At 57.9% G+C, this 23,574-nt stretch carries 21 protein-coding genes; 10 read left to right on the plus strand and 11 right to left on the minus strand.

What is annotated here, in order from left to right; all coding sequences use genetic code 11:
• Nucleotides 1-180 precede the first annotated feature (180 nt).
• The 3 genes from BN1125_RS09855 to BN1125_RS09865 all read left to right on the plus strand — a co-directional run bounded on the left by BN1125_RS09855 (nucleotide 181) and on the right by BN1125_RS09865 (nucleotide 2,006).
• Nucleotides 181-1,131 (plus strand): transposase, encoded by a 951-nt coding sequence (locus tag BN1125_RS09855; RefSeq protein WP_042012107.1) that lies wholly within the window; start codon nucleotides 181-183, stop codon nucleotides 1,129-1,131.
• Between the two features lie 304 nt (nucleotides 1,132-1,435).
• On the plus strand, nucleotides 1,436-1,591 hold the full coding sequence (locus BN1125_RS19040) for a cupredoxin domain-containing protein (RefSeq protein WP_156993254.1): 156 nt from the start codon (nucleotides 1,436-1,438) through the stop codon (nucleotides 1,589-1,591).
• A gap of 79 nt (nucleotides 1,592-1,670) precedes the next feature.
• Nucleotides 1,671-2,006: a copper-binding protein gene (locus BN1125_RS09865; protein ID WP_042012108.1), complete on the plus strand. Its 336-nt coding sequence runs from the start codon at nucleotides 1,671-1,673 to the stop codon at nucleotides 2,004-2,006.
• A 381-nt stretch (nucleotides 2,007-2,387) separates the two neighbouring features.
• Here the strand turns inward: BN1125_RS09865 and BN1125_RS09870 are convergent, their stop codons facing one another.
• From BN1125_RS09870 to glyQ, 3 genes are all read right to left on the minus strand, one after another.
• Nucleotides 2,388-3,881, minus strand: a complete 1,494-nt coding sequence (locus tag BN1125_RS09870; protein WP_042012109.1) for an ATP-binding cassette domain-containing protein — start codon at nucleotides 3,879-3,881, stop codon at nucleotides 2,388-2,390.
• 188 nt (nucleotides 3,882-4,069) lie between these two features.
• Nucleotides 4,070-6,139, minus strand: a complete 2,070-nt coding sequence (gene glyS, locus BN1125_RS09875) for a glycine--tRNA ligase subunit beta (protein WP_042012110.1) — start codon at nucleotides 6,137-6,139, stop codon at nucleotides 4,070-4,072.
• 9 nt (nucleotides 6,140-6,148) lie between these two features.
• The gene (gene glyQ, locus BN1125_RS09880) at nucleotides 6,149-7,099 is read right to left on the minus strand and encodes a glycine--tRNA ligase subunit alpha (protein WP_042012111.1); all 951 of its coding nucleotides are present in this window, start codon (nucleotides 7,097-7,099) and stop codon (nucleotides 6,149-6,151) included.
• Nucleotides 7,100-7,321: 222 nt separating this feature from the next.
• On the opposite strand from glyQ, the gene BN1125_RS09885 reads away from it, so the two are divergent.
• Together BN1125_RS09885 and BN1125_RS09890 are read left to right on the plus strand one after the other, a co-directional pair.
• The gene (locus BN1125_RS09885; RefSeq protein WP_042012112.1) at nucleotides 7,322-7,894 is read left to right on the plus strand and encodes a DNA-3-methyladenine glycosylase I; all 573 of its coding nucleotides are present in this window, start codon (nucleotides 7,322-7,324) and stop codon (nucleotides 7,892-7,894) included.
• A gap of 129 nt (nucleotides 7,895-8,023) precedes the next feature.
• The gene (locus BN1125_RS09890; RefSeq protein WP_042012113.1) at nucleotides 8,024-8,680 is read left to right on the plus strand and encodes an OmpA family lipoprotein; all 657 of its coding nucleotides are present in this window, start codon (nucleotides 8,024-8,026) and stop codon (nucleotides 8,678-8,680) included.
• Between the two features lie 87 nt (nucleotides 8,681-8,767).
• Here BN1125_RS09890 and BN1125_RS09895 read toward each other — a convergent pair whose 3' ends face one another.
• The gene (locus BN1125_RS09895) at nucleotides 8,768-9,115 is read right to left on the minus strand and encodes a RidA family protein (protein ID WP_042012114.1); all 348 of its coding nucleotides are present in this window, start codon (nucleotides 9,113-9,115) and stop codon (nucleotides 8,768-8,770) included.
• Nucleotides 9,116-9,136: 21 nt separating this feature from the next.
• Nucleotides 9,137-9,382: a sulfurtransferase TusA gene (gene tusA / locus BN1125_RS09900; protein WP_042012116.1), complete on the minus strand. Its 246-nt coding sequence runs from the start codon at nucleotides 9,380-9,382 to the stop codon at nucleotides 9,137-9,139.
• A 279-nt stretch (nucleotides 9,383-9,661) separates the two neighbouring features.
• On the opposite strand from tusA, the gene BN1125_RS09905 reads away from it, so the two are divergent.
• A complete protein-coding gene (locus BN1125_RS09905; RefSeq protein ID WP_005339471.1) occupies nucleotides 9,662-9,853 on the plus strand; it encodes a hypothetical protein in 192 nt (63 codons plus the stop codon).
• Between the two features lie 76 nt (nucleotides 9,854-9,929).
• On the opposite strand, the gene BN1125_RS09910 is transcribed toward BN1125_RS09905, so the two are convergent.
• The 6 genes from BN1125_RS09910 to BN1125_RS09935 all read right to left on the minus strand — a co-directional run bounded on the left by BN1125_RS09910 (nucleotide 9,930) and on the right by BN1125_RS09935 (nucleotide 19,148).
• A complete protein-coding gene (locus tag BN1125_RS09910) occupies nucleotides 9,930-11,168 on the minus strand; it encodes an ABC transporter substrate-binding protein (RefSeq protein ID WP_042012117.1) in 1,239 nt (412 codons plus the stop codon).
• A 7-nt stretch (nucleotides 11,169-11,175) separates the two neighbouring features.
• Nucleotides 11,176-12,618: an ATP-binding protein gene (locus tag BN1125_RS09915; protein WP_042012118.1), complete on the minus strand. Its 1,443-nt coding sequence runs from the start codon at nucleotides 12,616-12,618 to the stop codon at nucleotides 11,176-11,178.
• A 55-nt stretch (nucleotides 12,619-12,673) separates the two neighbouring features.
• Entirely contained in the window at nucleotides 12,674-13,396 is a 723-nt protein-coding gene (locus BN1125_RS09920) for a response regulator (protein WP_042012119.1), read from the minus strand.
• Between the two features lie 277 nt (nucleotides 13,397-13,673).
• Nucleotides 13,674-14,837, minus strand: coding sequence for an acetyl-CoA C-acyltransferase FadA (gene fadA / locus BN1125_RS09925; RefSeq protein ID WP_042012120.1), 1,164 nt, complete (start codon nucleotides 14,835-14,837; stop codon nucleotides 13,674-13,676).
• A 21-nt stretch (nucleotides 14,838-14,858) separates the two neighbouring features.
• Nucleotides 14,859-17,006: a fatty acid oxidation complex subunit alpha FadB gene (gene fadB / locus BN1125_RS09930; RefSeq protein ID WP_042012121.1), complete on the minus strand. Its 2,148-nt coding sequence runs from the start codon at nucleotides 17,004-17,006 to the stop codon at nucleotides 14,859-14,861.
• A gap of 204 nt (nucleotides 17,007-17,210) precedes the next feature.
• Nucleotides 17,211-19,148 carry an acetoacetate--CoA ligase gene (locus BN1125_RS09935; protein ID WP_042012122.1) on the minus strand — a complete coding sequence of 646 codons (1,938 nt, stop codon included), beginning with the start codon at nucleotides 19,146-19,148 and terminating at the stop codon, nucleotides 17,211-17,213.
• A 190-nt stretch (nucleotides 19,149-19,338) separates the two neighbouring features.
• Here BN1125_RS09935 and pepQ point away from each other — a divergent pair, with 190 nt between their 5' ends.
• From pepQ to hemG, 4 genes are read left to right on the plus strand one after another with little or no spacing between them, the layout of a single operon-like run.
• Nucleotides 19,339-20,661, plus strand: a complete 1,323-nt coding sequence (gene pepQ / locus BN1125_RS09940) for a Xaa-Pro dipeptidase (protein WP_042012123.1) — start codon at nucleotides 19,339-19,341, stop codon at nucleotides 20,659-20,661.
• Entirely contained in the window at nucleotides 20,661-21,278 is a 618-nt protein-coding gene (locus BN1125_RS09945) for a YigZ family protein (protein ID WP_042012124.1), read from the plus strand. The genes pepQ and BN1125_RS09945 overlap by 1 nt, the downstream gene beginning before the upstream one ends.
• A 36-nt stretch (nucleotides 21,279-21,314) precedes the next feature.
• Complete coding sequence (locus tag BN1125_RS09950) at nucleotides 21,315-22,772, plus strand: TrkH family potassium uptake protein (RefSeq protein ID WP_042012125.1); 1,458 nt, start codon at nucleotides 21,315-21,317, stop codon at nucleotides 22,770-22,772.
• Between the two features lie 7 nt (nucleotides 22,773-22,779).
• A complete protein-coding gene (gene hemG / locus BN1125_RS09955; protein WP_042012126.1) occupies nucleotides 22,780-23,304 on the plus strand; it encodes a menaquinone-dependent protoporphyrinogen IX dehydrogenase in 525 nt (174 codons plus the stop codon).
• Nucleotides 23,305-23,574 lie beyond the last annotated feature (270 nt).

Genomic DNA, 23,574 nt, shown 5'->3' on the forward strand with positions numbered 1-23,574 from the left:
AGGGGGTTTTTGTTTATGGGCGGTTTATTTCAGTTTTGGCCAGTAGGCTTTGTTGGCCTTAAATCTCGTGGCAAATCACGGGATGGCAAATCACGGGACACCGGCAAATCACGGGACACCCACCTTTTTGACAGCTCGTTACCTCTGTTCTTTACTGAAAGAAAGTCGCAGGAGGTTGCCATGACCATCCCCCGTTCCCGTCAAATCAGTCTGCAAGATACACCCTACTACCATGTGGTCAGTCGCTGCGTGCGGCGGGCCTTCTTGTGCGGAGAAGATGTCCATTCAGGTCAAAATTACGAGCACAGGCGGCAGTGGGTGGTCGACAAGCTTGGCCAGCTGTCGCGGCTGTTTGCCATCGGTGTTTGTGCCTATGCGGTGATGAGTAATCACTATCATTTGGTGCTCAAAGTTGAGCCTGACATTGCCGCCGACTGGAGTGATCGGGAGGTTGCAGAGCGCTGGGCCGCGTTGTTCCAGTGGCCACTGCTGGTTAGACGCTGGTATCAGGGGGAATCCCTGATTGAACCTGAACTGGCAGTGGTGAAACAGTTGATAGCCCAATGGCGGGAGCGGTTGTACTCCATCAGCTGGTTTGTGCGCTTGCTCAATGAAAATTTGGCTCGTCAGGCCAATCAGGAAGATGGTTGCAAGGGGCATTTTTGGGAAGGGCGTTTCAAAAGTCAGGCCCTGCTCACCGAATCCGCCCTGCTGGCCTGCATGGCATATGTTGACCTCAACCCGATAAGGGCGGCGTTGACCGACAGACCTGAAGAGAGTGACTACACCAGCATCAAGCAGCGCCTCGATGATGACCAATCCACAGCATCATTACCACCATTGTTGCTGCCATTCACCAGTCGAGGGTATTCCGATGGGTTACCTTATGCTTTTGCTGATTATCTGATGCTGGTGGACTGGACAGGAAGATCCATCAGAGCCGACAAGCGAGGCTATATCCCGGCTCAACTTGCGCCCATTCTGCAACGGCTCGGTCTGGATGCTGAGCAGTGGCTGCGACAGGTGACGCTGTTTCGGCGACCCGGCATCAGAGTGGTAGGCGACAGAGAGCATTGCCAACTGTTTGCCCAGCACTGTGGCCAGCAGCGATGTCATCGACCGTCTTTGTGAGTTGTTAGTCCCCGTTTCTGCTATCAAACACAAATGGCTGCCCTGCTGCCTGGTGCGGCATGGCCTGGAAAAGAGATGGTCCAGGCCAGCACACCACCAATTGATCTCTTCTGCTTAGGCGCCCCAACCAAGAGTCAGTCACATCTGAGGCAGGCGACATGCTATGGCTTGTGTAGAAAGGTGGGTGTCCCTGAATCGTCCGGAATCGGCAGGTGTCCCTGAATCGGCAGGGAAAGTGACCCGTCTGCGCGAGCATGCCGAGATGATGCGGCAATAACCGGAGATGGAGCATGATGATCCGAGCATGGTAAACTTGGTACTTGGCGCCAGCAGTGAGCTGGTGTGGCACTTCCCCAAGGCGGGCCAGAACGATTTTTTCTGTCTGCTGACCGGCCATATGGAAGCGGGCATGGTGGGTCAGATCCGGGTAGTGGAGGAAACGCCAGAAGGGGGTCCATAGCAGGATCGTGATGGTAGTGAATGACTTAACTGCTCGCGCAAATGATGTCCTGCGCGAGCAATCTGATGAGGAGAAGCGAATGAAATCTGCATTGACCCTGTTGTTGGCCGGCACCCTGGGACTGGCCATGCCGGCCCTGGCCAATGAACACGATAGTCACGAGAGCCACCATCCGGAGGAGTCAACCTTTGGCGCACAAGTGATGACCAAGGGGGTCGTCACCAAAGTTGATAAGGAGGCCGGCAAGGTGGGGATCCGCCACGAGGCGATAGCCAACCTTGGGATGCCAGCCATGACCATGGTCTTCAAGGTGGTCGATCCGGCGCTGCTGGAGGGGCTCAAGAGCGGGGATGCCATCGAGTTTTTTGCCGAGCAGCATGACGGGGCGCTGGTGGTCATGAGCCTTAATCGCTGAGGCGGCCCCAACACCGAGCCCGAGCACAAGGGGTCGGTGCGCAGCTCAGCTCATGGCCAGTTCGCTGCCATGGCGCTGAGTTAATGAGACCTCCCCTGACAGGGGAGGTTTTTTGTGCGTGTAAGTCGGCGCAGCGGCGCGCAGATGGGGAGTGAGGGTGGCCGTGATGGGACGATATCTATTTACGTGAATGTCCGATTACGCCTGACAGCTATCTTGAAAAACGCCGCCTGCGTCTTGGCCTCATGATGGTAAGGCGTATTGGCGAAACTGAGCGGGTGTGAACGGACAATGGTCATGACAACTTCCTCGGCAGTGATGTATCAAGCCACGTAGCCAGCTATGCCGTTGTCAAAAAGGTGGGTGTCCCAGATTTTGTTGTTAATTTGCAGGCTGCTCAAGCAATGGAATTATTTTTTCTTCTAACCATGTCCTTATATCTCTTGTATAGTCTTCCCATATATCTGTAGTAGACACTAAATCTATTATCTTGCTTAACCCTACACTTCGCTCTAAGCCTAGGCGATTTATGATGTCATCAATATATTTATGACTTTCATCCACTGCAACAATGTCTTTGGCAGCATCAACGATTTCCTGTTGTTCATCATTTAATTGGGTGAGAATGTTAGATATGGCTTGATGAAGGAATGGTTCCGGTTTTACATTTCTTGGTAAATTATATTGTTTTATTACTTGCATTGCGCTGGCTTTGTAGTCACGGGATAGTTCGTCTGTGCCTGTAATAACCCGATCTAATTTATCCATTTTTTCTTCATGGGATGAGTAAATATCACCATCCAAAACAAATAAAGCATTGTCTATGTTTTGGTTACTGAATAGTAGTCCTGCGACTGCAGTAAAACTATTTATTGCAGCACCAAATCGCTGAATTGAAATAAACCGCATTCCTTTTAATTGTGAAGCCAGTTTACGGATGATCGCGGCAGACAAGTCATCTTCGACAAAAATCTCAACTGGTTTTGGTTGATTCCCTGTTAGCCTATTTATCGCGTCAGGCTTCGTTTCATTAAAACAAAAAGTTTTTGTTGGTGTCGAAAAAATATGCCGAATATTAATGGTTGGGGATAGATTAATAACGGATTCTCTATGTGTTGTAAAAACGATCTGCAATTCCTTATCGATAGCTCTGGAATGAATTGTTTTTATCAGTGATAGCATTGCAATATCATGTAAAAGAAGGTCTAACTCATCGATAAGTATCATTGAGTATTTTGGAGCGTTATATACTTTCTCTAATATATGAAATACTTTTTGTTCTCCAGCGCTCATACTTAAAGCGGAGTATTTTAGTCCTTCAACCTCAACGCCCATAAAGTCTTTCCCAGACGCAGTATGTATATTATATTTTAGATATCGTTTGTTTAAAATATATGAGGCCTTTTGGAGGATAGTATTAAATACATCCTCTTCCATTGCGTTAGTTTCATAATTTATTTTTGCTTGTTTTTTCTCAAGTTCAATCATTGGCACGCATTTATCTATACCAATATAATAAACCTCTCTTTTTGGTCTGCGAGCATATATTGGTGTCCAACGAGCCATCTTTTCATAAATGGTCATTATATTATCATGTACTTCTCTCCCATCTCGAAATGAATGGGTTATTTCTAAGTTGGAGTCATTCCAGAGGGCATCAGTGTTGGGAAGGAAAAACTCGCTGAATTTGTGATTTTCGCCATTGGTTACTGGCTGATAAACACATGCAATGGCATGCAATATTGTGGATTTCCCATTACCATTAGGGCCAAGAATTGCGGTGACTGGAGAACCATTAAAATCAATATCTAGGCTAATTAAGTTTTTTAGCTTGGTGAATTTTATTGATTTTAATTTTTGATTGCTTATGGCCATGGACTTAGCTCGTATAGTTAAATTTTTGGAAAATTATATAAAATGGTGCAGATAGGCATTATTTTCAATGAAAAATAGCTTGAAGGCTATAAAAATTTGGTGTCTTTACAAGTTTCAATTAATTTGAAAAAGCTGAAAAAAAACGGCGCCTTACGGCGCCGTTTTTAATATCACTGACTCAACCAGAATCACTGCAGCAGGGAGATATCCGCGACTTGCAGGAACAGGTTGCGCAGGTTGTTCAGCAGCGCCAGACGGTTGGCCTTGAGGGCTTCGTCGTCGGCCATCACCATCACCTCGTTGAAGAAGGTATCGACCGGCTCGCGCAGGGCGGCCAGACGGGTGAGGGCAGCCTGATAGTCACCGGCAGCGAACAGCGGGGCCAGTTCGGCTTGCAGTTCGGCAACCTGGGTGGCCAGCGCCTTCTCGGCGGCATCGACCAGCAGTTCCGGTTTGACGGCAGTCGGCAACTCGCCTTCAACCTTGGCCAGAATGTTGCTCACGCGCTTGTTGGCGGCAGCCAGTGCCAGTGCGGCATCCAGCGTGCGGAAGTGGCTGACGGCCTTGACGCGACGATCGAAGTCGAGCGGACGGGTCGGGCGGCGGGCCAGTACGGCCAGCACCACATCGGCACCTATGCCTTCGTCCTGATAGGCGGCGCGGAAGCGGCCCAGCATAAAGTCGACCACGTCGGTGACAACGGTGTTGTTGGTCAGCTTGTCGCCGTAGACGCGTACCGCTTCTTCAACCAGTTCAACCAGATCCAGATCCAGCTGCTTCTCGGTCATGATGCGCAGGGCACCGATGGCGGCGCGACGCAGGGCGAACGGGTCCTTGTCACCCTTCGGCAGCATGCCGATGCCGAAGATACCGGCCAGGGTGTCGAACTTGTCGGCCAGCGCGACGGCGCAGGCAACCAGACCGGACGGCAGGGCATCGCCGGCGAAGCGCGGCATGTACTGCTCGTTGAGGGCCACGGCAACCGCTTCGTCTTCGCCATCGTGACGGGCGTAGTGCATCCCCATGACACCCTGGGTGTCGGTGAACTCGCCGACCATGTTGGTCATCAGGTCACACTTGGAGAGCAGACCGGCACGCTTGGCCTGAGTGACATCGGCGCCGATACGCTCGGCGATAAAGCCGGCGACGGTCTCGATGCGCTCGACCTTGGCCTTGACGGTGCCCAGCTGTTGCTGGAACAGCACGGTTTCAAGGCGCGGCAGGCGGGAGGCCAGGGTCTGCTTGAGGTCGGTCTTGAAGAAGAACTCGGCGTCAGAGAGGCGGGGGCGCACCACCTTCTCGTTGCCGCTGATGATCTGGCTCGGGTCTTTGGACTCGATGTTGGTGACGAAGATGAACTTCGGCAGCAGCTTGCCGTTCTTGTCGTAGACCGGGAAGTACTTCTGGTCACCCTTCATGGTGTGAACCAGCGCTTCGGCCGGAACGGCCAGGAACTTCTCTTCGAAGTTGGCGGTCAGCACCACCGGCCACTCGACCAGTGCGGTCACTTCTTCCAGCAGGGCGTCGTCCATATCGGCCACGCCACCGAAGGCGGCTGCGGCCGCTTCGGCGTCAGCCTTGATCTTGGCCTTGCGCGCCATGAAGTCGGCAACCACCATGCCGCGCTCCTGCAGGATCTGCGGGTACTGGCTGGCGTTGTCGATGGTGAACTCGGGCTCGCCCATAAAGCGGTGGCCGCGAATGGTGCGGGCAGAGTCGATACCCAGAATGTGAGCAGGCACCAGATCCCCATCCAGCAGCAGGGTCACGGTGAAGACCGGACGCACGAACTGGATTGTCTTGTCGCCCCAGCGCATCATTTTCGGGATCGGCAGCTTGGCCAGCGCAGAGGCGACCAGTTCACCCAGCAACTCTTTGGCCGGACGGCCTTCGACCTTGGCGGTGTGAACCAGCCACTCGCCCTTGTCGGTGACCAGACGCTCGGCCTGCTCAACGGTGATGCCGTTACCACGGGCCCAGCCTTCGGCAGCCTTGGTCGGCTTGCCTTCGGCATCGAACGCCTGCGCTACGGCCGGGCCGCGCTTCTCGACGCTCTTGCTCGGCTGTTCGCCAGCCAGCTCGCTCACCTTGAGTGCCAGACGGCGCGGTGAAGCAAACCACTCGACGTCGCCAAAGGCCAGATCGGCCTTGGTTAGTTCGGCTTTGAAGTTGTCGGCAAAGGCTTCGGCCAGGGAGCGCAGGGCTTTGGGCGGCAGCTCAGCAGTACCGATCTCTACCAGAAATGTATGTTGTGCCATGTCCGTTCCTTAACCTTGCTGCTCGTTGCTACCACGACGCTGGCGCTCTTCGTCGCTGCGCTGGCACATGGGGAAGCCCAGCGCTTCGCGGGAGGCGTAGTAGGCTTCCGCCACCGCCTTGGTCAGGGTGCGAATGCGCAGGATGTAGCGCTGACGCTCGGTGACCGAGATGGCCTTGCGGGCATCCAGCAGGTTGAAGGAGTGAGCGGCTTTGAGGATGCGCTCGTAGGCAGGCAGCGGCAGCGGTTTTTCCAGTGCCAGCAGGTTCTGGGCTTCCTTCTCGTACTGCTCGAAGCAGTGGAACAGGAACTCCACATCGGCGTGTTCGAAGTTGTAGGTGGATTGCTCCACTTCGTTCTGGTGGAACACGTCGCCGTAGGTGGTCTTGCCCAGCGGGCCGTCAGACCAGACCAGATCGTAGACGCTGTCCACGCCCTGAATATACATGGCCAGACGCTCAAGACCGTAGGTGATCTCACCGGTGACCGGCTTGCACTCGAGGCCGCCAACCTGCTGGAAGTAGGTGAACTGGGTCACTTCCATGCCGTTGAGCCACACTTCCCAACCCAGACCCCAGGCACCCAGCGTCGGGTTTTCCCAGTTGTCTTCCACGAAGCGGATGTCGTGGATCTCGGGATCCATACCCAGCTCTCTCAGGGAGCCCAGATAGAGTTCCTGAATGTTGTCGGGGGAGGGCTTGATGATCACCTGGAACTGGTAGTAGTGCTGCAGGCGGTTCGGGTTTTCACCGTAGCGGCCGTCGGTCGGACGGCGGGACGGTTGCACGTAGGCGCAGGCGATGGGCTCCGGGCCCAGGGCACGCAGACAGGTCATGGGGTGGGAAGTACCGGCACCCACTTCCATATCCAGCGGCTGAATGATGGTACAGCCCTGGCGGGACCAATAGTCCTGCAGCTGCAGGATCAGGCCCTGAAAGGTTTTGACATCGAATTTTTGCATAATTTTTTTCGCGCGAAGTGAAAATCAGAGCAAGATTTGCTGAATGTGAACCGAGGGAGTATACCGTCTGGCATGGTCGGATAATAGGCGAAATTGCAGCGGATTCACGGGATGGCACTGCGCCCTGGCTGGTCGGGCGGGATGTCCGGTACAGGATGTGAGCGATGCCGCCAGCCGAGTGGGCAGGGTCGGGCAAACCGCTGAAATAACGAGGGAGAGGAAATGGAACTGCGCTGCGCCTGGGTGACCAAAGACCCGGAATACATTGAATACCATGACAAACAGTGGGGCAGGCCGGTCTATGACTCGCGCGAGCTGTTTGCCAAGCTCTGCCTCGACGGCCAGCAGGCGGGGCTGTCGTGGATCACCATCCTGAAGCGCACCGAGAGCTACTACCGCGCCTATGCCGACTTCGATCCGCACCGCATTGTGCAGTTCGACGAGCAGGATGTAGAGAGATTGATGCAGGACAGCGGCATTATCCGCAACCGGCTCAAGGTGCAGTCGATCATCAGAAATGCCCGCGCCTATCTGGCGTTGCAGGAGCAGGGGATCGACTTCGCCGACTACCTGTGGGGCTTTGTCGGCGGCGCCCCCATCGTCAACCAGCGTCAGGGCAACGGCGATATTCCGGCAACGTCGCCGGAGTCGGATGCCATGGCAAAGGCGCTCAAGAAGCTCGGCTTCAATTTCGTTGGTAGCACCATCTGTTACGCCTTTATGCAGGCGGTGGGGATGGTGAACGATCATCTGGTCAGCTGTCCTTGCCACGCCGAGTGTCAGTTGCCGCGCTGACAGCCCGCAGATCGCCCAAAAAAACATCACTCTCGCCGTCGATTCTGACTTGCGTCAGACAATGGCGTGCCAGCGCGTTACAATCCGGCCCCCGGCATGGTGCCGGATTGTTTTCACAGAGGTTTTTTCATGCGAGCCAAGATCCTGGTGCCTGCTCTGGCACTGACCGTTGCCCTGAGCGGCTGTACTACCAATCCTTACACTGGCGAACAGCAGACGGGCAAGGCTGCTTGGGGGGCGCTGGCTGGCGCCGCTGCCGGCGCGGCCGTAGGTGCGCTCTCCTCCAGCAAGGGTGACCGCAAGAAGGGCATCCTGACCGGCGTTGCGGCCGGCGCGGCGCTGGGTGGCGGTATCGGCTACTACATGGATGTGCAGGAAGCCAAGCTGCGCGAGAAGCTGCAGGGTACCGGTGTCAGCGTGACCCGCAACGGCGATCAGCTGATCCTTAACATGCCGAACAATGTCACTTTCGACAGCTCCAGCTCCCAGCTGAAAGCGGCCGGTGCCAACACCCTCTCCGGCGTGGCCATGGTGGTTGCCGAGTTCGACAAGACTCGCCTGAACGTGGTTGGTCACACCGACAGCACAGGTTCCCGCGAGCTGAACATGAAGCTCTCCCGCGATCGCGCCGATGCCGTTGCCGCCCAGCTGATTGGTCAGGGCGTAGCAGGTAGCCGCATCTCCACCACCGGCGTGGGCCCGGATCAGCCGATTGCCACCAACAGCACGGCCGAAGGCAAGGCGCAGAACCGCCGCGTCACCATTACCCTGACCCCGACCGCCTAAGTCGTTCAGGTTTCGGCAACGAAAAGGCCCCGCCAGCGATGGCGGGGCCTTTTGCTATCCCAAGCTCAAGCTCAAGCCGGGAAAAGCTTAGACAGCTGCAGTCAGCTGTACTTCGACCTTGTAGCCCTCGTGGGCGAGGCGGGCTTGTACGCAGGCGCGCACGGGTGCGGTGCCAGCCGGGATCCAGGCATCCCACTGCTCGTTGAAGGCGGCGATCTCCTGAATATCTTTGAGATAGATATTGGCCATCAGGATCTTGTCGACGCCGGAGCCATGGGCTTCCAGCAGGCGCTGCAGGCTGGTCAGCACTTCGCGGGTCTGCTGGTGGATATCCGCCTCTTCACTGACAGGGACTTCTACCACATAGAGGGTGCCATTGTGGATGACCACATCTGACCAACGCTGGGTGGTGCCGATTCGGGTAATGGTTGTCATGGATTGCTCCGGTACTGGGGCTTATTGACCCTTGCGGATAAGATAGCGGTAAGGGGCCTGCTCTGTCTCGCTGGCGATCAGGGTGTGATCCATAAAGCGGCAGAAACTGGGGATGTCGCGGGTGGTTGAAGGGTCGTCGGCGCTGACCAGCAGGGTCTCGCCATCCGCCATCAGCCGCACTTTCTTGCGAACCATCATTACGGGTTCCGGGCAACGAAGCCCGATTGCGTCCAACTCATGGGTCGCATTGCAGAATAAATTACTCATTAATAATCAACCTTCAGCCGCACTTTCTTGCGAGCTATCGTCACGGGTTCCGGGCAACGAAGCCCGATTGCGTCCAATTCATGAGTTGCGCCGCAGAATAAATCACTCATCTATTATCAACCTTCAACCTATTCGGCTGCCAATGATACTCAGGGCTAAAAAATAATCAAATAATCGCCCTGCCAACCAGCATATGTAACCAAAATGTTATTTAACCCTATCCAGTGTGCACCGGACGAGTAATATAAAAATTGCACCATATTCAACAAGGAGGTGAATATGCAGGTTTCCTACGGCAGATTACAGGCCTACGCAGGCATGGGGTTCTTGTCTTTCGCCATGATAGTGATGGGCAGCCCGATCGGGAATACCGGTACCTGGTTCGGCTCCATGGTGATGGTCGGATTGGGGCTCTGGATCGAGCTCAGCGATTACTATGACGAGGATGAGGACGAAAACGATCAATCCTGAATCGGATGACGATTCAACAACATAAGGCGGAGCTATTCCGCCTTTGTCATTTCTGCCGTTTGGCAATGTGCCCGGATCAGCGGGTCGAGCGCATGGCTCGCTCCAGATGCAGGGCTGTTTGTTCGGGGTTGGCCTTGGGGTCGTTGAAGAAGTTGCTCAGCACATCCATGATCGCCTGCCGCATATTGGTCGGCGTCGCCATCCCCTCCGCCATGCTGGGCAGCAGGTTGTCCTGCTTTTCCGCCAGCAGGAAATCCTGATAGGAGCGGATGGCGCAGCGGTCAAACTTGCTCATATCAGGGTTGGTCAGCGCCGGGATCGACCCCTTCACCCGGTTGAACTCCTGCTGGAATTGCGGCGTCATCAGCAGTTGGGCCAGATCGCCCTGCGCCTGCAACTGGGCCGGAGCCCGCTGTTTGAACATGGCGATGGAGTCAAGGTTGTAGCTGAATAACCCTGTACTGCCCGGGCTAGGCAGGCAGGCGATATCCTCACCCGGCCGATAGTTCCCCGCGCTCAGCTCCCCCTTCACCCAGTCCCCCATCAGCTGCATGGCGGCACCACCGCTCTCCAGCAAGTTGGTGGCCTGATGCCACTTCAGACCGGCGTATTTTTGCGGTACATAGGCGCGCAGCTGCTGGAAGCGGGTCAGTACCCGCACCATGTCTGGGCCGGTCAGGGTGGCGCTGTCCTGTTCGAGAAACGCCTTGCGATAGAACACCTTGCCCCCCTCGCCGAGGGCCACCGTCTCAAACAGTACCGACAGCTGCCAGGGCTCGTTGCCGATGGCGAGCGGCGTGATGCCCCGTTTTTTTAGCTGGTCGGCGAGGGTGACAAACTGGGCCCAGTCGGTGGGCGGGGTTAGCTGATACTTGGCGAAAATCTTGCGGTTGAGCCATAGCCAGTTGACCCGGTGGATGCCGGTGGGCACCGCCATCAGGGCGCCATTCTGGCTGAGGGTGGCCCGTACCATGGGGGGCATCTGATTGTACCAGCTGAGGTGATCGGCCATCGGGCTGAGATCGCGCAAAAAGCCGAGTCCGGCCCACTCCTTGAGTTCATAGCCCTTGAGGTGGGCCGCCTCCGGTGGATTGGCCGCCAGCGCCCGGCTCTTCAGCACTGTCATGGCACTCTTGCCGCCGCCGCCCTGCACCGCAAAGTCATTCCACTCATTGCCCTGGTCGATCCATTCGGACTTGAGCACTTCCACCGCCTTGGCCTCGCCGCCGGAGGTCCACCAGTGCAGCACCTCCACCTGGGAGGCGCAGGCGGAACCACAGAGCAGGGCAAGCAGGGTCAATGGATACCACTTCATACAAAAACTACCTTGGTAGGGAGAGCGTGGCTTGCAGGCCACCTTGCGGGCGATTTTCCAGCACCAGATCGCCGCCGTGGGCATGGGCGATGTTGCGGGCGATGCCAAGGCCGAGGCCGGTTCCGGCCTGATCGGTACTGAGCCGGTAGTAGGGCTCGAAGATGCGCTCGAACTGATCGTCCGGCAGGCCGGGGCCCTCGTCCATGATGAAGAGGATCAGCATCTCCTCGTCATCCATGATGATGATGCGCACGCGCTGGCCGTACTTGATGCCGTTATCCACCAGATTGCCGATGCAGCGCTTCAGTGCCAGCAGCTTGCCGCGATAGGGCCACTTGCAGTGGCCTTCGATAGTCAGGCGCTCGTCGTGCAGGTTCATCGACTCCGCCATCTGCTCCAGCACGGCGTTGATGTCGATCTGCTCGATGTTCTCGTGGATGTCGGTCTCTTTCACCGTCTGCAGCGCCCCCTTCACCATCAGCTCCAGCTCGTCGAGATCCTTGTTGAACTTGCCGATCTGCACCTCGTCGTCGAGCAGCTCGACCCGCAGCCGCAGCCGGGTGATGGGGGTCTTGAGGTCGTGGGAGATGGAGCTGAACAGCCGCTCTCTGTCGTCAATATAACGGCGGATGCGGTGCTGCATGATGTTGAAGGCGCGGGTGGCCGCCACGATTTCCGACGCGCCCTCCTCCTTGAGGGAAGGCTGGTCGATATCCATCCCCAGATTGACGGCGGCCTTGGCCAGGCGGCGCAGCGGGCGGGTCTGCCAGCGCACCAGCATAAAGGTGAAGAAGCAGAGGAACACCGTCATCAGGGCGATGAAGCGCACCTGATTGCTCGGCATCACGGTATCGTCGAGGGTCATGTAGGGGGCGGGCAGCAGGGCCGCCAGATAGAGCCACTCCCCCTTTTCGATCTCGATCTGGGTGACCAGCACCGGCGGGTTGATGGGCTCCAGCGACAGGGTATAGCGGGCCCAGGAGGAGGGCAGATCCGCCAGCAGGGTGTCGTTATTGAAGACGTGGAGATCTTCTGGCCGCGAGAAATCCACCTTGATTGCCATGGCGTCGGAGAGCTTGCGGGTCAGCACCCCCTGCACCTCCTGCAGCACCAGCATCTTGCGCTCGCTCTCGGGGATGGCGTTGATGTGGATCTCCTCTTCGTTGAGCGAGACGAAGAAGCGGCTGCCCCCCATGTTGCGCAACTGGTCCAGCGCGATATGGCGATACTGCAGCGGCAGGGATTTGAAGAAGTTGACGGTGGAGGCGGCGGAGAGCGCCAGGTTGCGGGTGGTGCTGATCATCCCCTCCAGCTCCCGTTTCTGGATCTGCTGCATCCAGATACCGGTCAGAATGGTCTGGGAGAGCAGGATGGCCAGCAACAGCAGCAGGATCATCCGTGACAGCAGGGAGCGGGGCACCAGCCCCCCCCAGGACCACTTGTGGCTCATGGCAGTTCGTACTCTTTGTCGATCAGCATGCGGTTGCTACCTGACTACCTACTCGTTATGGAAGCTCGTGAACCTCGGCGATCAGCATGTAACCGCTGCCGCGAATGGTTTTGATGATACGCGGGCTCTTGCCGTTGTCCCCCAGTTTCTGGCGCAACCGGCTGATCTGCACGTCGATGCCACGCTCCATCGGCAGGCTTTCACGGCCGCGGGTGGCATCGGAAATGGTATCCCGATCCAGCACCACGCCGGGTTGTTGCAGGAACATGCCGAGCAGCAGGGCATCGCTACCGGAGAGATCCAGCAGGCTGCCATCGTCGTGGGTAAGCTGGTGGCTCAGGGTGTCGAGGGTCCACTCAGCAAAACGCAGCCGGCGGCTCGGTTCTTTCTCTTTTTCCGGCTGGCGGAATTCGGCGCGACGCAGCAGCGCCTTGATGCGGGCCTGCAGTTCGCGGGGACTGAACGGCTTGGCGATATAGTCGTCGGCACCCAGTTCCAGGCCGATCACCCGATCCGCTTCGTCGGAGGCGGCGGTCAGCATGATGATGGGCACCTGGGAGTCACGACGGATCTGCTGGCAGAGGGTAAAACCGTCCTCGCCGGGCATCATGATGTCCAGAATAATCAGGTCCGGGCTGTGCCGGGCGAGTTGCTGGCGCATCTCGTTGCCCTCCGCTGCCGTCAATACCTGAAAGCCCGCCCGGGTCAGGTATTCGTTGAGCAGCTCGCGGATCTCTTGGTCGTCATCGACGATCAGCAGTTGTTTGCTCATTGACATATGTATGTGCATCCACCCATTTTTTTGTGCAGATTGAACCTGTCAGGGGAGCAAAAAGCAAGCAAGCCCCCCATCTAATGTGAGGTTTGGAGCAATAACCATTCATTGCCGAGTTTAAAACGAAAAAAGGCCGACCCAAACGGGACGGCCAACAGACAGCTTCTGACCACTGACGATCACTCCGTGTGGCGATCGTCACAGCTTGCAAAGGGGCCAGTCAGACTGGCCCCGAAAAGGGAGTACTCTCAGTAGTGCATCCCGTCGATCCGGTTGGTTATCACACCCTTTCAAATACGGTGGCGATGCCCTGACCCAGACCGATACACATGGTGGCAACCCCTAGCGTGGCATCTTTCTCCTCCATCAGATTGATGAGAGTCGTGGAGATGCGGGCACCGGAGCAGCCGAGCGGGTGGCCCAGCGCAATGGCGCCACCGTTGAGGTTTACCTTCTCGTCCACCAGATCCTGCAGACCCAAATCCTTCACGCAGGGCAGGGATTGGGCGGCAAACGCCTCGTTCAGCTCGAACAGATCGATGTCGCCGACGGTCAGACCGGCCCGCTTGAGCGCCTTCTGGGTGGCCGGCACCGGGCCGTAACCCATGATGGCGGCGTCACAGCCGGCGATGGCCATGGCACGTACCTTGGCGCGAGGGGTGAGGCCGAGGGCCTTGGCGCGATCCGCACTCATCACCAGCATGGCGGCGGCGCCATCGGACAGCGCCGAGGAGCTGCCGGCGGTGACGGTACCGTTGACCGGGTCAAACACCGGGCGCAGCTGGCTCAGAGTCTCGACCGTGGTTTCCGGGCGGATCACCTCGTCGTAGTCGTAGAAGAAGCGGGCGCCGCTGGCGTCATGGCCTTCCAGCCCGACGATCTCCTTGGCGAAGCGCCCTTCCACGGTGGCGGCGTGGGAGCGGCGGTGGGAGCGGGCGGCAAACTCGTCCTGCTGTTGACGGCTGATGCCGTGCAGCTTGCCGAGCATCTCGGCAGTCAGTCCCATCATGCCGGAGGCTTTGGCCACGGATTTCGCCATGCCGGGGTGGAAGTCCACGCCGTGGCTCATGGGCACGTGCCCCATGTGCTCGACGCCGCCGATGATAAAGATATCCCCATCACCCACCTGAATGGCGCGGGACGCGTCGTGCAGCGCCTGCATGCTGGAGCCGCACAGGCGGTTGACGGTGACCGCCCCCACCTGCTTCGGAATGCCGGCCAGCAGCGCGGCGTTGCGGGCGATGTTGAAGCCCTGCTCCAGGGTCTGCTGTACGCAGCCCCAGTAGATATCTTCGATCTCGTTCGGGTCGAGGTTGGGGTTGCGCAGCAGGATGGATTTCATCAGGTGCGCGGACAGATCTTCTGCACGCACGTTGCGGAAGGCGCCGCCCTTGGATCGGCCCATGGGGGTCCGGATACAGTCGACAATGACTACGTCTTTCATGAATGGATCTCCTTTCCGCAATCAGTAGAAGGTGTTGCCCTGGGCGGCCATCTCACGCAGCTTGTTGCTGACGCGGTAGAGCGGGCCCAAGTCGGCATACTGGTCGGCCATTGCTACATAGCGATCCAGACCAATGGTGTCCAGATAGCGGAACACGCCGCCGCGGAAGGGAGGGAAGCCCAGACCGTAAACCAGCGCAATGTCGGCTTCGGCTGGGGTGGCAACAATGCCCTCTTCCAGACAGAGCACCACCTCGTTGATCATCGGGATCATCATGCGAGCGATGATGGCGTCTTTGTCGAAATCCTGTTTCGGCTTGGCGATGGGGGCCAGCAGCTCATAAGCAGCGGCGTCGGCCACCTTCTTCGGCTTGCCCTTCTTGTCCTGCTCGTAAGAGTAGAAACCCTTGCCATTCTTCTGACCGAAGCGGCTCACCTCATACATCACGTCGATGGCGGTGCGACCTTCCTTGCTCATGCGTGCCGGGAAACCCTGCGCCATCACATCACCGGCATGGTGACCTGTGTCGATGCCGACCACGTCCAGCAGATAGGCGGGGCCCATGGGCCAGCCGAACTCCTTCTCCATCACCTTGTCGACGGCGGCGAAGTCGGCACCATCGGCAACCAGCTTGTTGAAGCCGAAGAAGTAGGGGAACAGCACGCGGTTGACGAAGAAGCCGGGGCAGTCGTTGACCACGACCGGGGACTTGCCCATGGCGGCGGCATAGGCCACCACGCGGTTGATGGTTTCATCGGAGGTCTGCTCGCCGCGGATGATCTCCACCAGTGGCATGCGGTGCACCGGGTTGAAGAAGTGCATGCCGCAGAAGTTCTGCGGGCGTTTCAGCCCCTTGGCCAGCAGGGAGATGGGAATGGTGGAGGTGTTGCTGGCGAGCACGGCGTCTTCACCAATGATCCCTTCCACTTCGCCCAGTACGGCGGCCTTCACCTTGGGATTCTCGACCACGGCTTCGACCACCAGATCCACATGCTTGACGTTGTCATAGCTGAGGGTCGGGGTGATGGCTGAGAGCACCTGGCCCATCTTGATGCCGTCGATGCGACCCTTTTCGAGCTGGCCGTTGAGCAGCTTGGTGGCTTCGCCCATGCCAAGTGCCAGTGCCTTCTCGTTGATATCCTTCATCACCGCCGGAATGCCCTTGCTGGCAGACTGGTAGGCGATGCCGCCCCCCATGATGCCGGCACCCAGTACGGCGGCGTGGCTAGTGGCCTTAGCTGCCTGCTTGGCAGCCTTCTTGGCCAGCGCCTTGATGTGCTGATCGTTGAGGAAGATACCGACCAGCGCCTTGGCGACATCGGTCTTGGCCAGTTTGATAAAGCCCTGTGCCTCAACGACCAGTGCTTCGTCACGGCCCATGCCAGCGGCGGCTTCGACGGTTTTCACCGCAGTCATCGGCGCCGGATAGTGTTTGCCCGCCACGGCGGCAACCATGCCGGCGGCGGTGGTGAAGCTCATCATGGCTTCCAGTTTGGAGAGGCGCAGCGGCGCTTTTTTGGCGGCGCGACGGCTCTGCCAGTCCAGCTTGCCCGCGATGGCGTCTTTCATCATCTGCACCGCAGCGCTCTGCAGCGCATCGGGGGCGACTACGGCATCGATGGCACCCACCTTGAGGGCGTCATCGGCACGGTAATCCTTGCCGGTGGTGATCCACTCCAATGCGTTGTCGGCACCGATCACTCGCGGCAGACGGACTGTGCCGCCAAAGCCCGGCATGATGCCGAGTTTGGTCTCGGGCAGGCCGATTTTGGCGCTGGTGTCAGCCAGACGGAAATCGGTGGAGAGAATGGTCTCGCAGCCGCCGCCCAGAGCGTGGCCCTTGATGGCAGAGAGGGTCGGCACCGGCAGATCTTCGATGGCGTTGAAGATGTCGTTGGCCTTTTTCAGCCAGCCGAGCAGATCGTCTTGCGGCAGATCGAACAGTTCCAGGAATTCGGTAATGTCGGCACCGACGATAAAGGCGTCTTTGCCGGAGGTGAGGATCAGACCCTTCAAATCGGCTTGTTGCTGTAATGCGGCGATCGCTTCGCTCAGGGAGAGCAGGGTAGCGCGATCCAGCTTGTTGACTGAACCCGGGGCATCAAACCTCAGTTCGGCAATGCCGTTTTCGAGGTAGCTGACCGACAGGGTTTCGCCTTGGTAGATCATGAGAGTGTCTCCTTGTTCCCACTCGGTGGGGGGTGTTGCTCCTTTATCCCCAGCAGGGGGCGAGGCTCACTATTGATCCAAAAGGAGACATTTTCAACACCTATTTAAAACATTTGTTTAACAGATCTCGAGTAAAAGCTCTTCATCACAAAACGGGCAAAAGAGAGGCGCCTTGCAGCGCCTCGGATGGCTGTGAGCTTGTTATCAACTGGCCAGTTCCGGCCGGTTGCGATACTGGTTCAGCACCTCGGGATCGGCCAGGGCATGGGTATTGTTGACCGGCCGGTTGTGCACCACTTCCCGTACCGCCAGCTCCACTATCTTGCCTGACTTGGTACGGGGGATGGCATCTACCTGCAGGATACGGGCGGGCACATGGCGGGCTGTGCAGTGCTGGCGTATCTGCTGGCGGATCCGCTCGCGCAGCGGCTCGTCCAGCTTGCAGCCCGCATTGAGCTTGACGAACAGTACCACCCGCTCGTCCTGCTGCCACTGCTGGCCGATGACGATGCTCTCCTCCACCTCGTCGAGTTGTTCGACATAGCGGTAGATCTCGCTGGTGCCGATCCGCACGCCGCCCGGGTTGAGGGTGGCATCGGAGCGGCCGTAAAACAGAATGCCGCCGGTCGGAGTCAGCTCGATCCAGTCGCCGTGGCACCAGATGTTGTCGAACCGCTCGAAGTAGGCGGTGTGGTACTTATCGCCGTTCTCGTCGCCCCAGAAGTAGATGGGCTGGGCCGGGAACGGCTTGGTGCAGACCAGTTCGCCCTTCTCCCCCTGCACCGGCTGGCCCGCTTCGTTGAACACCTGCACCGCGAGGCCAAGGCCGCGCCCCTGACTCTCGCCACGATAGACCGGGCTGAGCGGGTTGCCGATGACGAAGCAGGAGCAGATATCGGTGCCGCCGGAGATGGAGCTGAGCTGCACATCCTGCTTTATCAGCTGGTAGACGTAGTCGAAACCCTCCGGAGACAGCACTGAGCCGGTGCTGCAGATCAGCCGCAAGTGCGGCAAGTCGTGGGTCTTGATAGGGGCATAACCCTGTTTGTGCAACGCATCGAGATACTTGGCCGAGGTGCCGAACAAGCTGACCTGCTCGTCGCGGGCCAGATCCCACAGCACGTTGCCATCCGGGTAAAACGGCGAGCCATCGTAGAGCACCAGGGTGGCGCCGGAGGCGAGGGCGCTCACCAGCCAGTTCCACATCATCCAGCCGCAGGTGGTGAAGTAGAAGATCCGCTCCCCCGGTTTGATGTCGCAGTGCAGCTGGTGCTCTTTCAGATGTTGCAGCAGGGTGCCGCCGATGCCGTGCACGATGCACTTGGGTTTGCCGGTGGTGCCGGAGGAGTAGAGGATATAGAGCGGGTCATTGAAGGCCATCGGCTCGAAGACAAGCTGGGCGCCGTGCTGGCTCGCCAGCAGTTGCTGCCAGTCGTGACCAAGTTGCAGCGGGTTGCCGAGCAGGGGGATCATCACCGTCTGCTCTATGCTGCCTAACTGGCTGACCACGCTGGCGACCTTCTGCTGAATGTCGATAGCTTTGCCGTTGTAGCGATAGCCGTCTACGGCAAACAGCACTCGCGGCCGGGTCTGGCCGAAACGCTCCACCACGCTGGCCTCGCCAAAGTCGGGGCTGGTGGAGGTCCAGATCGCCCCGAGGCTGGTGGTTGCCAGCATGGCAACCACGGTTTCCGGAATATTGGGCAGATAGGCGGCAACCACATCGCCACGACCAATCCCCTCATGGCGCAGCCACTGGGCCAGCCGGGCCACTTGCTCCCCCAGCTCACGCCAGCTCAGGGTGTGGCTTGGGCCCTCTTCGATGCGGGAGATGATGGCCGGGCTCTCGTCCTGGCGGCGCAGCAGGTTTTCGGCAAAGTTGAGGCGGCTGTCGGGGAACCAGCGGGTGCGCTGCATATCCTGACGGTTCTCCGCCACTATGTTGCCGAGCTCGCCCTTGACGCCGCAGTGCTGCCATACCAGCGGCCAGAAACGGGTGGTCTTCTCCACCGACCATTGGTAAAGCTGCGGATAATTCTGCAACTGCAAACCGTGGAAACGGTTCACCTCCTCCATAAAACGGTAGAGGTTGGATTGCTGCATCCCGAGCGGATCAGGTTGCCACAGGCAGAGGTTGTCCATGCGTAATCCCTGACTTCATGTATCTACCGGCAGTGTATTGAATTGTTTTTGGTTTGTTAACAATTGGTTTTGTGTTGATAACAAACAGGTTGTAACGCATGCGTTACCTCACGAAGCGGCAGTTTGACGGGTCGAGCCGCCCCGAGCTTGGTGTTATGCTGCTATCACATTCACCTCGGAGCAGGACGCTATGAGCAGCTACAGCCAACTTTTTGCCCAGCACCTCGAGACCTTGCAGCAGCGCACCCGCGATATTCTGCAACAACAGGGTCTCAGCGGACTGGCCATCCACTCCGGCCAGACCCACCGCATCTTCCTTGATGATCAGGATTACCCGTTCAAGGTAAACCCGCACTTCAAGGCCTGGTTGCCGGTGCTGGACAACCCCCACTGCTGGCTGCTGGTGGACGGGGTGAACAAACCGGTATTGCTGTTCTACCGTCCGGTCGATTTCTGGCACAAGGCGGCAGATCTGCCCCATGCCTTCTGGGTCGACTTCTTCGATATCCGTTTCTTGACCCGACCGGAGCAGGTGGCCGAACATCTGCCTGCCAACAAGCAGGAGTGGGCCTATCTGGGCGGTCATCTGGAGGTGGCCGATCTGCTGGGGCTGACCCAGCCCAATCCCGAGGCGGTGCTCAACTACCTGCACTATCACCGCGCCTACAAGACCCCCTACGAGCTGGAGTGTCTACGCGAGGCGAACCGGATCGGGGTGCGTGGCCATATCGCCGCCAAGGACTCCTTTATGGCGGGGGCGAGCGAGTTCGAGATCAATCTGGCCTATATAAAGGCGGTCGGGCAGGGGACCAATGAGGCGCCCTATGGCAATATCGTCGCCATCAACCGCAATGCGGCCATCCTCCATTACACCCACCTCTCCGCCCTGCGGGTACCGGATGCGGAGCGTCACTCCTTCCTGATCGATGCCGGCGTCGATTTTCACGGTTATGCCTCCGACATCACCCGTACCTGGGCATGGCGGCGTGGCGAGTTTGCTGACCTGATTGCTGCCCTTGATGAGCAGCAACAGGAGATCATCAAGGAGATCAAACCGGGTCGCCGTTACAGCGAGCTGCACCAGCAGATGCACCACAGACTGGCGCGTCTGCTGCAGGCCACCGAGCTGGTGGACATGTCGGTGGACGAGATGATCAATACCGGTGTGACCAACGTCTTCTTCCCCCACGGTCTTGGCCACTTCCTCGGTCTGCAGGTGCACGATGCCGGTGGTTTCATGCAGGATGAGCGGGGCACTCATCTGGCGGCGCCTGAACTGTTCCCCTATCTGCGCTGCACCCGGGTGATGGAGGTGGATCAGGTATTCACCATAGAGCCGGGCCTCTACTTCATCGACAGTCTGCTGGAGCCGCTGCGTCAGCGTGAGCAGGGCAAGCGGGTCAACTGGAACAAGGTGGAGGCGCTGCGGCCGTTTGGCGGCATCCGTATCGAAGACAACATAGTGCTGCACGCCAACGGGGTGGAGAACATGACCAGACAAGCAGGGCTCTGATGGCGGCAGCTTACTCCATTCCAGCCGCGCCGCTGGAGCTGACCGAAGAGATTAAGAAGAGTCGCTTCATTACACTGATTGCCCACACCCCGACTGTCGAGGCGGCCAAGGGGTGGGTCAACGAAATCAAACGGCAACACCCGGGCGCCCGTCATCACTGCTGGGCTTTTGTGGCAGGGGCGCCGCAAGATAGCCAGGTTTATGGCTTCAGCGACGATGGCGAACCTACCGGTACCGCGGGCAAGCCGATCCTGGCCCAGCTGATGGGGTCGGGGCTCGGTGAAATCTGCGCCGTGGTGGTGCGTTACTACGGCGGTATCCAGCTTGGCACCGGTGGACTGGTCAAAGCCTATGGCGGCGGCGTCGGTGCGGCTCTCAAGCAGTTGCCAATCCTGCTCAAGGTGCCGAGCACTCCCTCTCTCATTCACTGCGAGTACGGTGACATGGGGACGGTCGAGTCGCTGATTAGCAGCCATAATGGCAAATTGCTGGCTGCCGATTACGGTCAGCAGGTCTCCTTGCGGGTGGCGTGGGAGTCCTCGGTTTGGGCTCGGGTTGACCGTGAATTGACCGACCGGACCCATGGGCGGGTATCCCTCAGTCCCTTAGATGGCTAGAATCCATCGCTCTTTGATTCTTGATAGGGAGCAGGAATGCACATCCTGAGCATTATCCGAATTGTTGGCCTGCTGGTTGCTTTGTTCAGCTCGACCATGTTGTTGCCTGCGCTGGTCGCATTTGGTTATCGGGATGGGGGCGGTTCTGAATTTGTCAGTGCCTTTGTGATTGCCCTGCTGCTCGGAATGGCACTCTGGTTTCCCAACCGTCACAAGAAGCGGGAGTTGGGTTCCAGAGAGGGATTCCTCATCGTGGTGCTGTTCTGGACCGTGCTCGGCAGCGTCGGTGCCTTGCCGTTCATGCTGGGTGACGTGCCTGACATGTCGGTTTCAGAGGCGTTTTTTGAATCTTTCTCTGGACTGACCACCACGGGCGCAACTGTGCTGACCGGACTGGATGAACTGCCCAAGGCGTTCCTCTTCTATCGCCAACTGCTGCAATGGCTGGGGGGAATGGGGATCATCGTGCTGGCCGTCGCCATACTGCCGCTGCTCGGTATCGGTGGCATGCAGCTCTACCGTGCCGAGATCCCGGGGCCAGTCAAGGACAACAAGGTGACCCCGCGTATCGCCGAGACGGCCAAGGCGCTCTGGTATATCTACCTGTTCATCACCATCGCCTGTGCGCTGGCATTTTGGAGCGCGGGTATGACGCTGTTTGATGCCATCTGCCACTCCTTTGCGACCGTCGCGATCGGGGGCTTTTCGACTCATGATGCCAGCATGGGTTACTTCAACAGCTCGACCATCAACCTTATCACGGTGATCTTTCTGCTGATCGCAGGGGTGAACTTCACCCTGCATTTTGCGGCATTCGCGCAGCGGTCGTTGCGGATCGGGGTCTATTTGCGGGATCCCGAAGTGAAGGTCTTTCTCGCCATCCAGCTTGTGCTGGCCTTCATCTGCTTTCTGGTGTTGATGGCGCACAGTAACTACGGCAGTTGGAAGGAGACGCTGGATCATGCGCTGTTCCAGTCGGTTTCCATCGCCACGACGGCGGGCTTCAGCACGGCCGGGTTTGCCGAATGGCCGTTGTTTCTGCCCGTGTTACTGATGTTCTCCTCCTTTGTCGGGGGCTGTGCCGGGAGTACTGGCGGCGGGATCAAGGTAGTGCGTCTGATGCTGTTGCATCTGCAGGGGATGAGGGAGCTCAAGCGTCTGATCCACCCGAAGGCTGTCTATCGCATCAAACTGGGCAACAAGGCGCTGTCCGAACGAGTGATCGAGGCGGTGTGGGGCTTCTTTGCCGCCTACACCATCATCTTCATTCTATGCATGTTGGGGTTGATGGCGACGGGCATGGATGAACTCACTGCATTTTCAGCTGTCGTGGCGACCCTCAATAACCTGGGACCCGGTTTGGGGGAGGTGGCACCCCATTTTGCTGATACCACTGAAACCGCCAAATGGATAATGATCCTGGCTATGTTGTTTGGCCGATTGGAAATCTTCACACTTCTGGTACTGTTTACGCCTGCATTCTGGCGTAGTTGAGGTAGTTATGGACAAGATTCTGGTGCTTTATTCCTCTCGGGATGGCCAAACCCGCAAAATAATCGATGTCATGCTGGAGCAGATGCCGGGATGCGAAGTGGTGAAGCATGATCTGCATACCCTGCCGATGTGCAATCTCAGCAAGTACGCCAAGGTCTTGATCGGCGCGTCCATTCGTTATGGCAACTACCATCCCAGCCTGTTCAGCTTTGTTCATGCTCATCAGGAGCAGCTGGAGGTGGCCGATGCCGCCTTCTTCTGCGTCAACCTGACCGCCCGCAAGCCTGAGAAGCAGACGCCGCAAACTAATGCCTATATGAAGAAGTTCCTGCGCCTCTCTCCCTGGAAGCCGAAAACCCTGGGCGTGTTTGCCGGTGCGCTGCAGTACTCCCGCTATAACTGGTGGCAAACTCGCATTATTCAGCTGATCATGAAGATTACCGGTGGCAGCACCGATACCAGCAAGGACCTCGAGTTCACCGATTGGGACAAAGTGCGCAACTTCGCGCGGGAATTCTGGTCAAAAAAATAGCAGCAATTTGCTGAAACTGGTGTGAGCCCTGCGAATGCAGGGCTTTTTGTTTGATAAATAGGCTTTCGAAGCGTCAAACCGTAAAAATGCTATTTTTCGCAATTTTGCGCTTGCCATCCCGGCGCCGCTCCCTATAATGCGCCCCTACCAGCACGGCGGAACACGCCAGACTGATGAGCTAGCTTCCTGGTGAAGCGGGCGCCGAAAGAAAAGCGAAAACAATCGCTTGACTCTCGAAGTGAGGAGCGTAATATACGCCACCTCAGCGCG

Origin of the sequence: Aeromonas fluvialis (assembly GCF_000819885.1) — a bacterium.
Taxonomy (GTDB): Bacteria; Pseudomonadota; Gammaproteobacteria; order Enterobacterales; family Aeromonadaceae; genus Aeromonas; species Aeromonas fluvialis.

Excerpts from the sequence above, each read along its gene's own strand:
- BN1125_RS09855 (WP_042012107.1), top strand. The coding sequence starts at position 181 with ATGACCATCCCCCGTTCCCGTCAAATCAGTCTGCAAGATACACCCTAC.
- BN1125_RS19040 (WP_156993254.1), top strand. The coding sequence starts at position 1,436 with ATGGTAAACTTGGTACTTGGCGCCAGCAGTGAGCTGGTGTGGCACTTC.
- BN1125_RS09865 (WP_042012108.1), top strand. The coding sequence starts at position 1,671 with ATGAAATCTGCATTGACCCTGTTGTTGGCCGGCACCCTGGGACTGGCC.
- BN1125_RS09870 (WP_042012109.1), bottom strand. The coding sequence starts at position 3,881 with ATGGCCATAAGCAATCAAAAATTAAAATCAATAAAATTCACCAAGCTA.
- glyS (WP_042012110.1), bottom strand. The coding sequence starts at position 6,139 with ATGGCACAACATACATTTCTGGTAGAGATCGGTACTGCTGAGCTGCCG.
- glyQ (WP_042012111.1), bottom strand. The coding sequence starts at position 7,099 with ATGCAAAAATTCGATGTCAAAACCTTTCAGGGCCTGATCCTGCAGCTG.
- BN1125_RS09885 (WP_042012112.1), top strand. The coding sequence starts at position 7,322 with ATGGAACTGCGCTGCGCCTGGGTGACCAAAGACCCGGAATACATTGAA.
- BN1125_RS09890 (WP_042012113.1), top strand. The coding sequence starts at position 8,024 with ATGCGAGCCAAGATCCTGGTGCCTGCTCTGGCACTGACCGTTGCCCTG.
- BN1125_RS09895 (WP_042012114.1), bottom strand. The coding sequence starts at position 9,115 with ATGACAACCATTACCCGAATCGGCACCACCCAGCGTTGGTCAGATGTG.
- tusA (WP_042012116.1), bottom strand. The coding sequence starts at position 9,382 with ATGAGTAATTTATTCTGCAATGCGACCCATGAGTTGGACGCAATCGGG.
- BN1125_RS09905 (WP_005339471.1), top strand. The coding sequence starts at position 9,662 with ATGCAGGTTTCCTACGGCAGATTACAGGCCTACGCAGGCATGGGGTTC.
- BN1125_RS09910 (WP_042012117.1), bottom strand. The coding sequence starts at position 11,168 with ATGAAGTGGTATCCATTGACCCTGCTTGCCCTGCTCTGTGGTTCCGCC.
- BN1125_RS09915 (WP_042012118.1), bottom strand. The coding sequence starts at position 12,618 with ATGAGCCACAAGTGGTCCTGGGGGGGGCTGGTGCCCCGCTCCCTGCTG.
- BN1125_RS09920 (WP_042012119.1), bottom strand. The coding sequence starts at position 13,396 with ATGTCAATGAGCAAACAACTGCTGATCGTCGATGACGACCAAGAGATC.
- fadA (WP_042012120.1), bottom strand. The coding sequence starts at position 14,837 with ATGAAAGACGTAGTCATTGTCGACTGTATCCGGACCCCCATGGGCCGA.
- fadB (WP_042012121.1), bottom strand. The coding sequence starts at position 17,006 with ATGATCTACCAAGGCGAAACCCTGTCGGTCAGCTACCTCGAAAACGGC.
- BN1125_RS09935 (WP_042012122.1), bottom strand. The coding sequence starts at position 19,148 with ATGGACAACCTCTGCCTGTGGCAACCTGATCCGCTCGGGATGCAGCAA.
- pepQ (WP_042012123.1), top strand. The coding sequence starts at position 19,339 with ATGAGCAGCTACAGCCAACTTTTTGCCCAGCACCTCGAGACCTTGCAG.
- BN1125_RS09945 (WP_042012124.1), top strand. The coding sequence starts at position 20,661 with ATGGCGGCAGCTTACTCCATTCCAGCCGCGCCGCTGGAGCTGACCGAA.
- BN1125_RS09950 (WP_042012125.1), top strand. The coding sequence starts at position 21,315 with ATGCACATCCTGAGCATTATCCGAATTGTTGGCCTGCTGGTTGCTTTG.
- hemG (WP_042012126.1), top strand. The coding sequence starts at position 22,780 with ATGGACAAGATTCTGGTGCTTTATTCCTCTCGGGATGGCCAAACCCGC.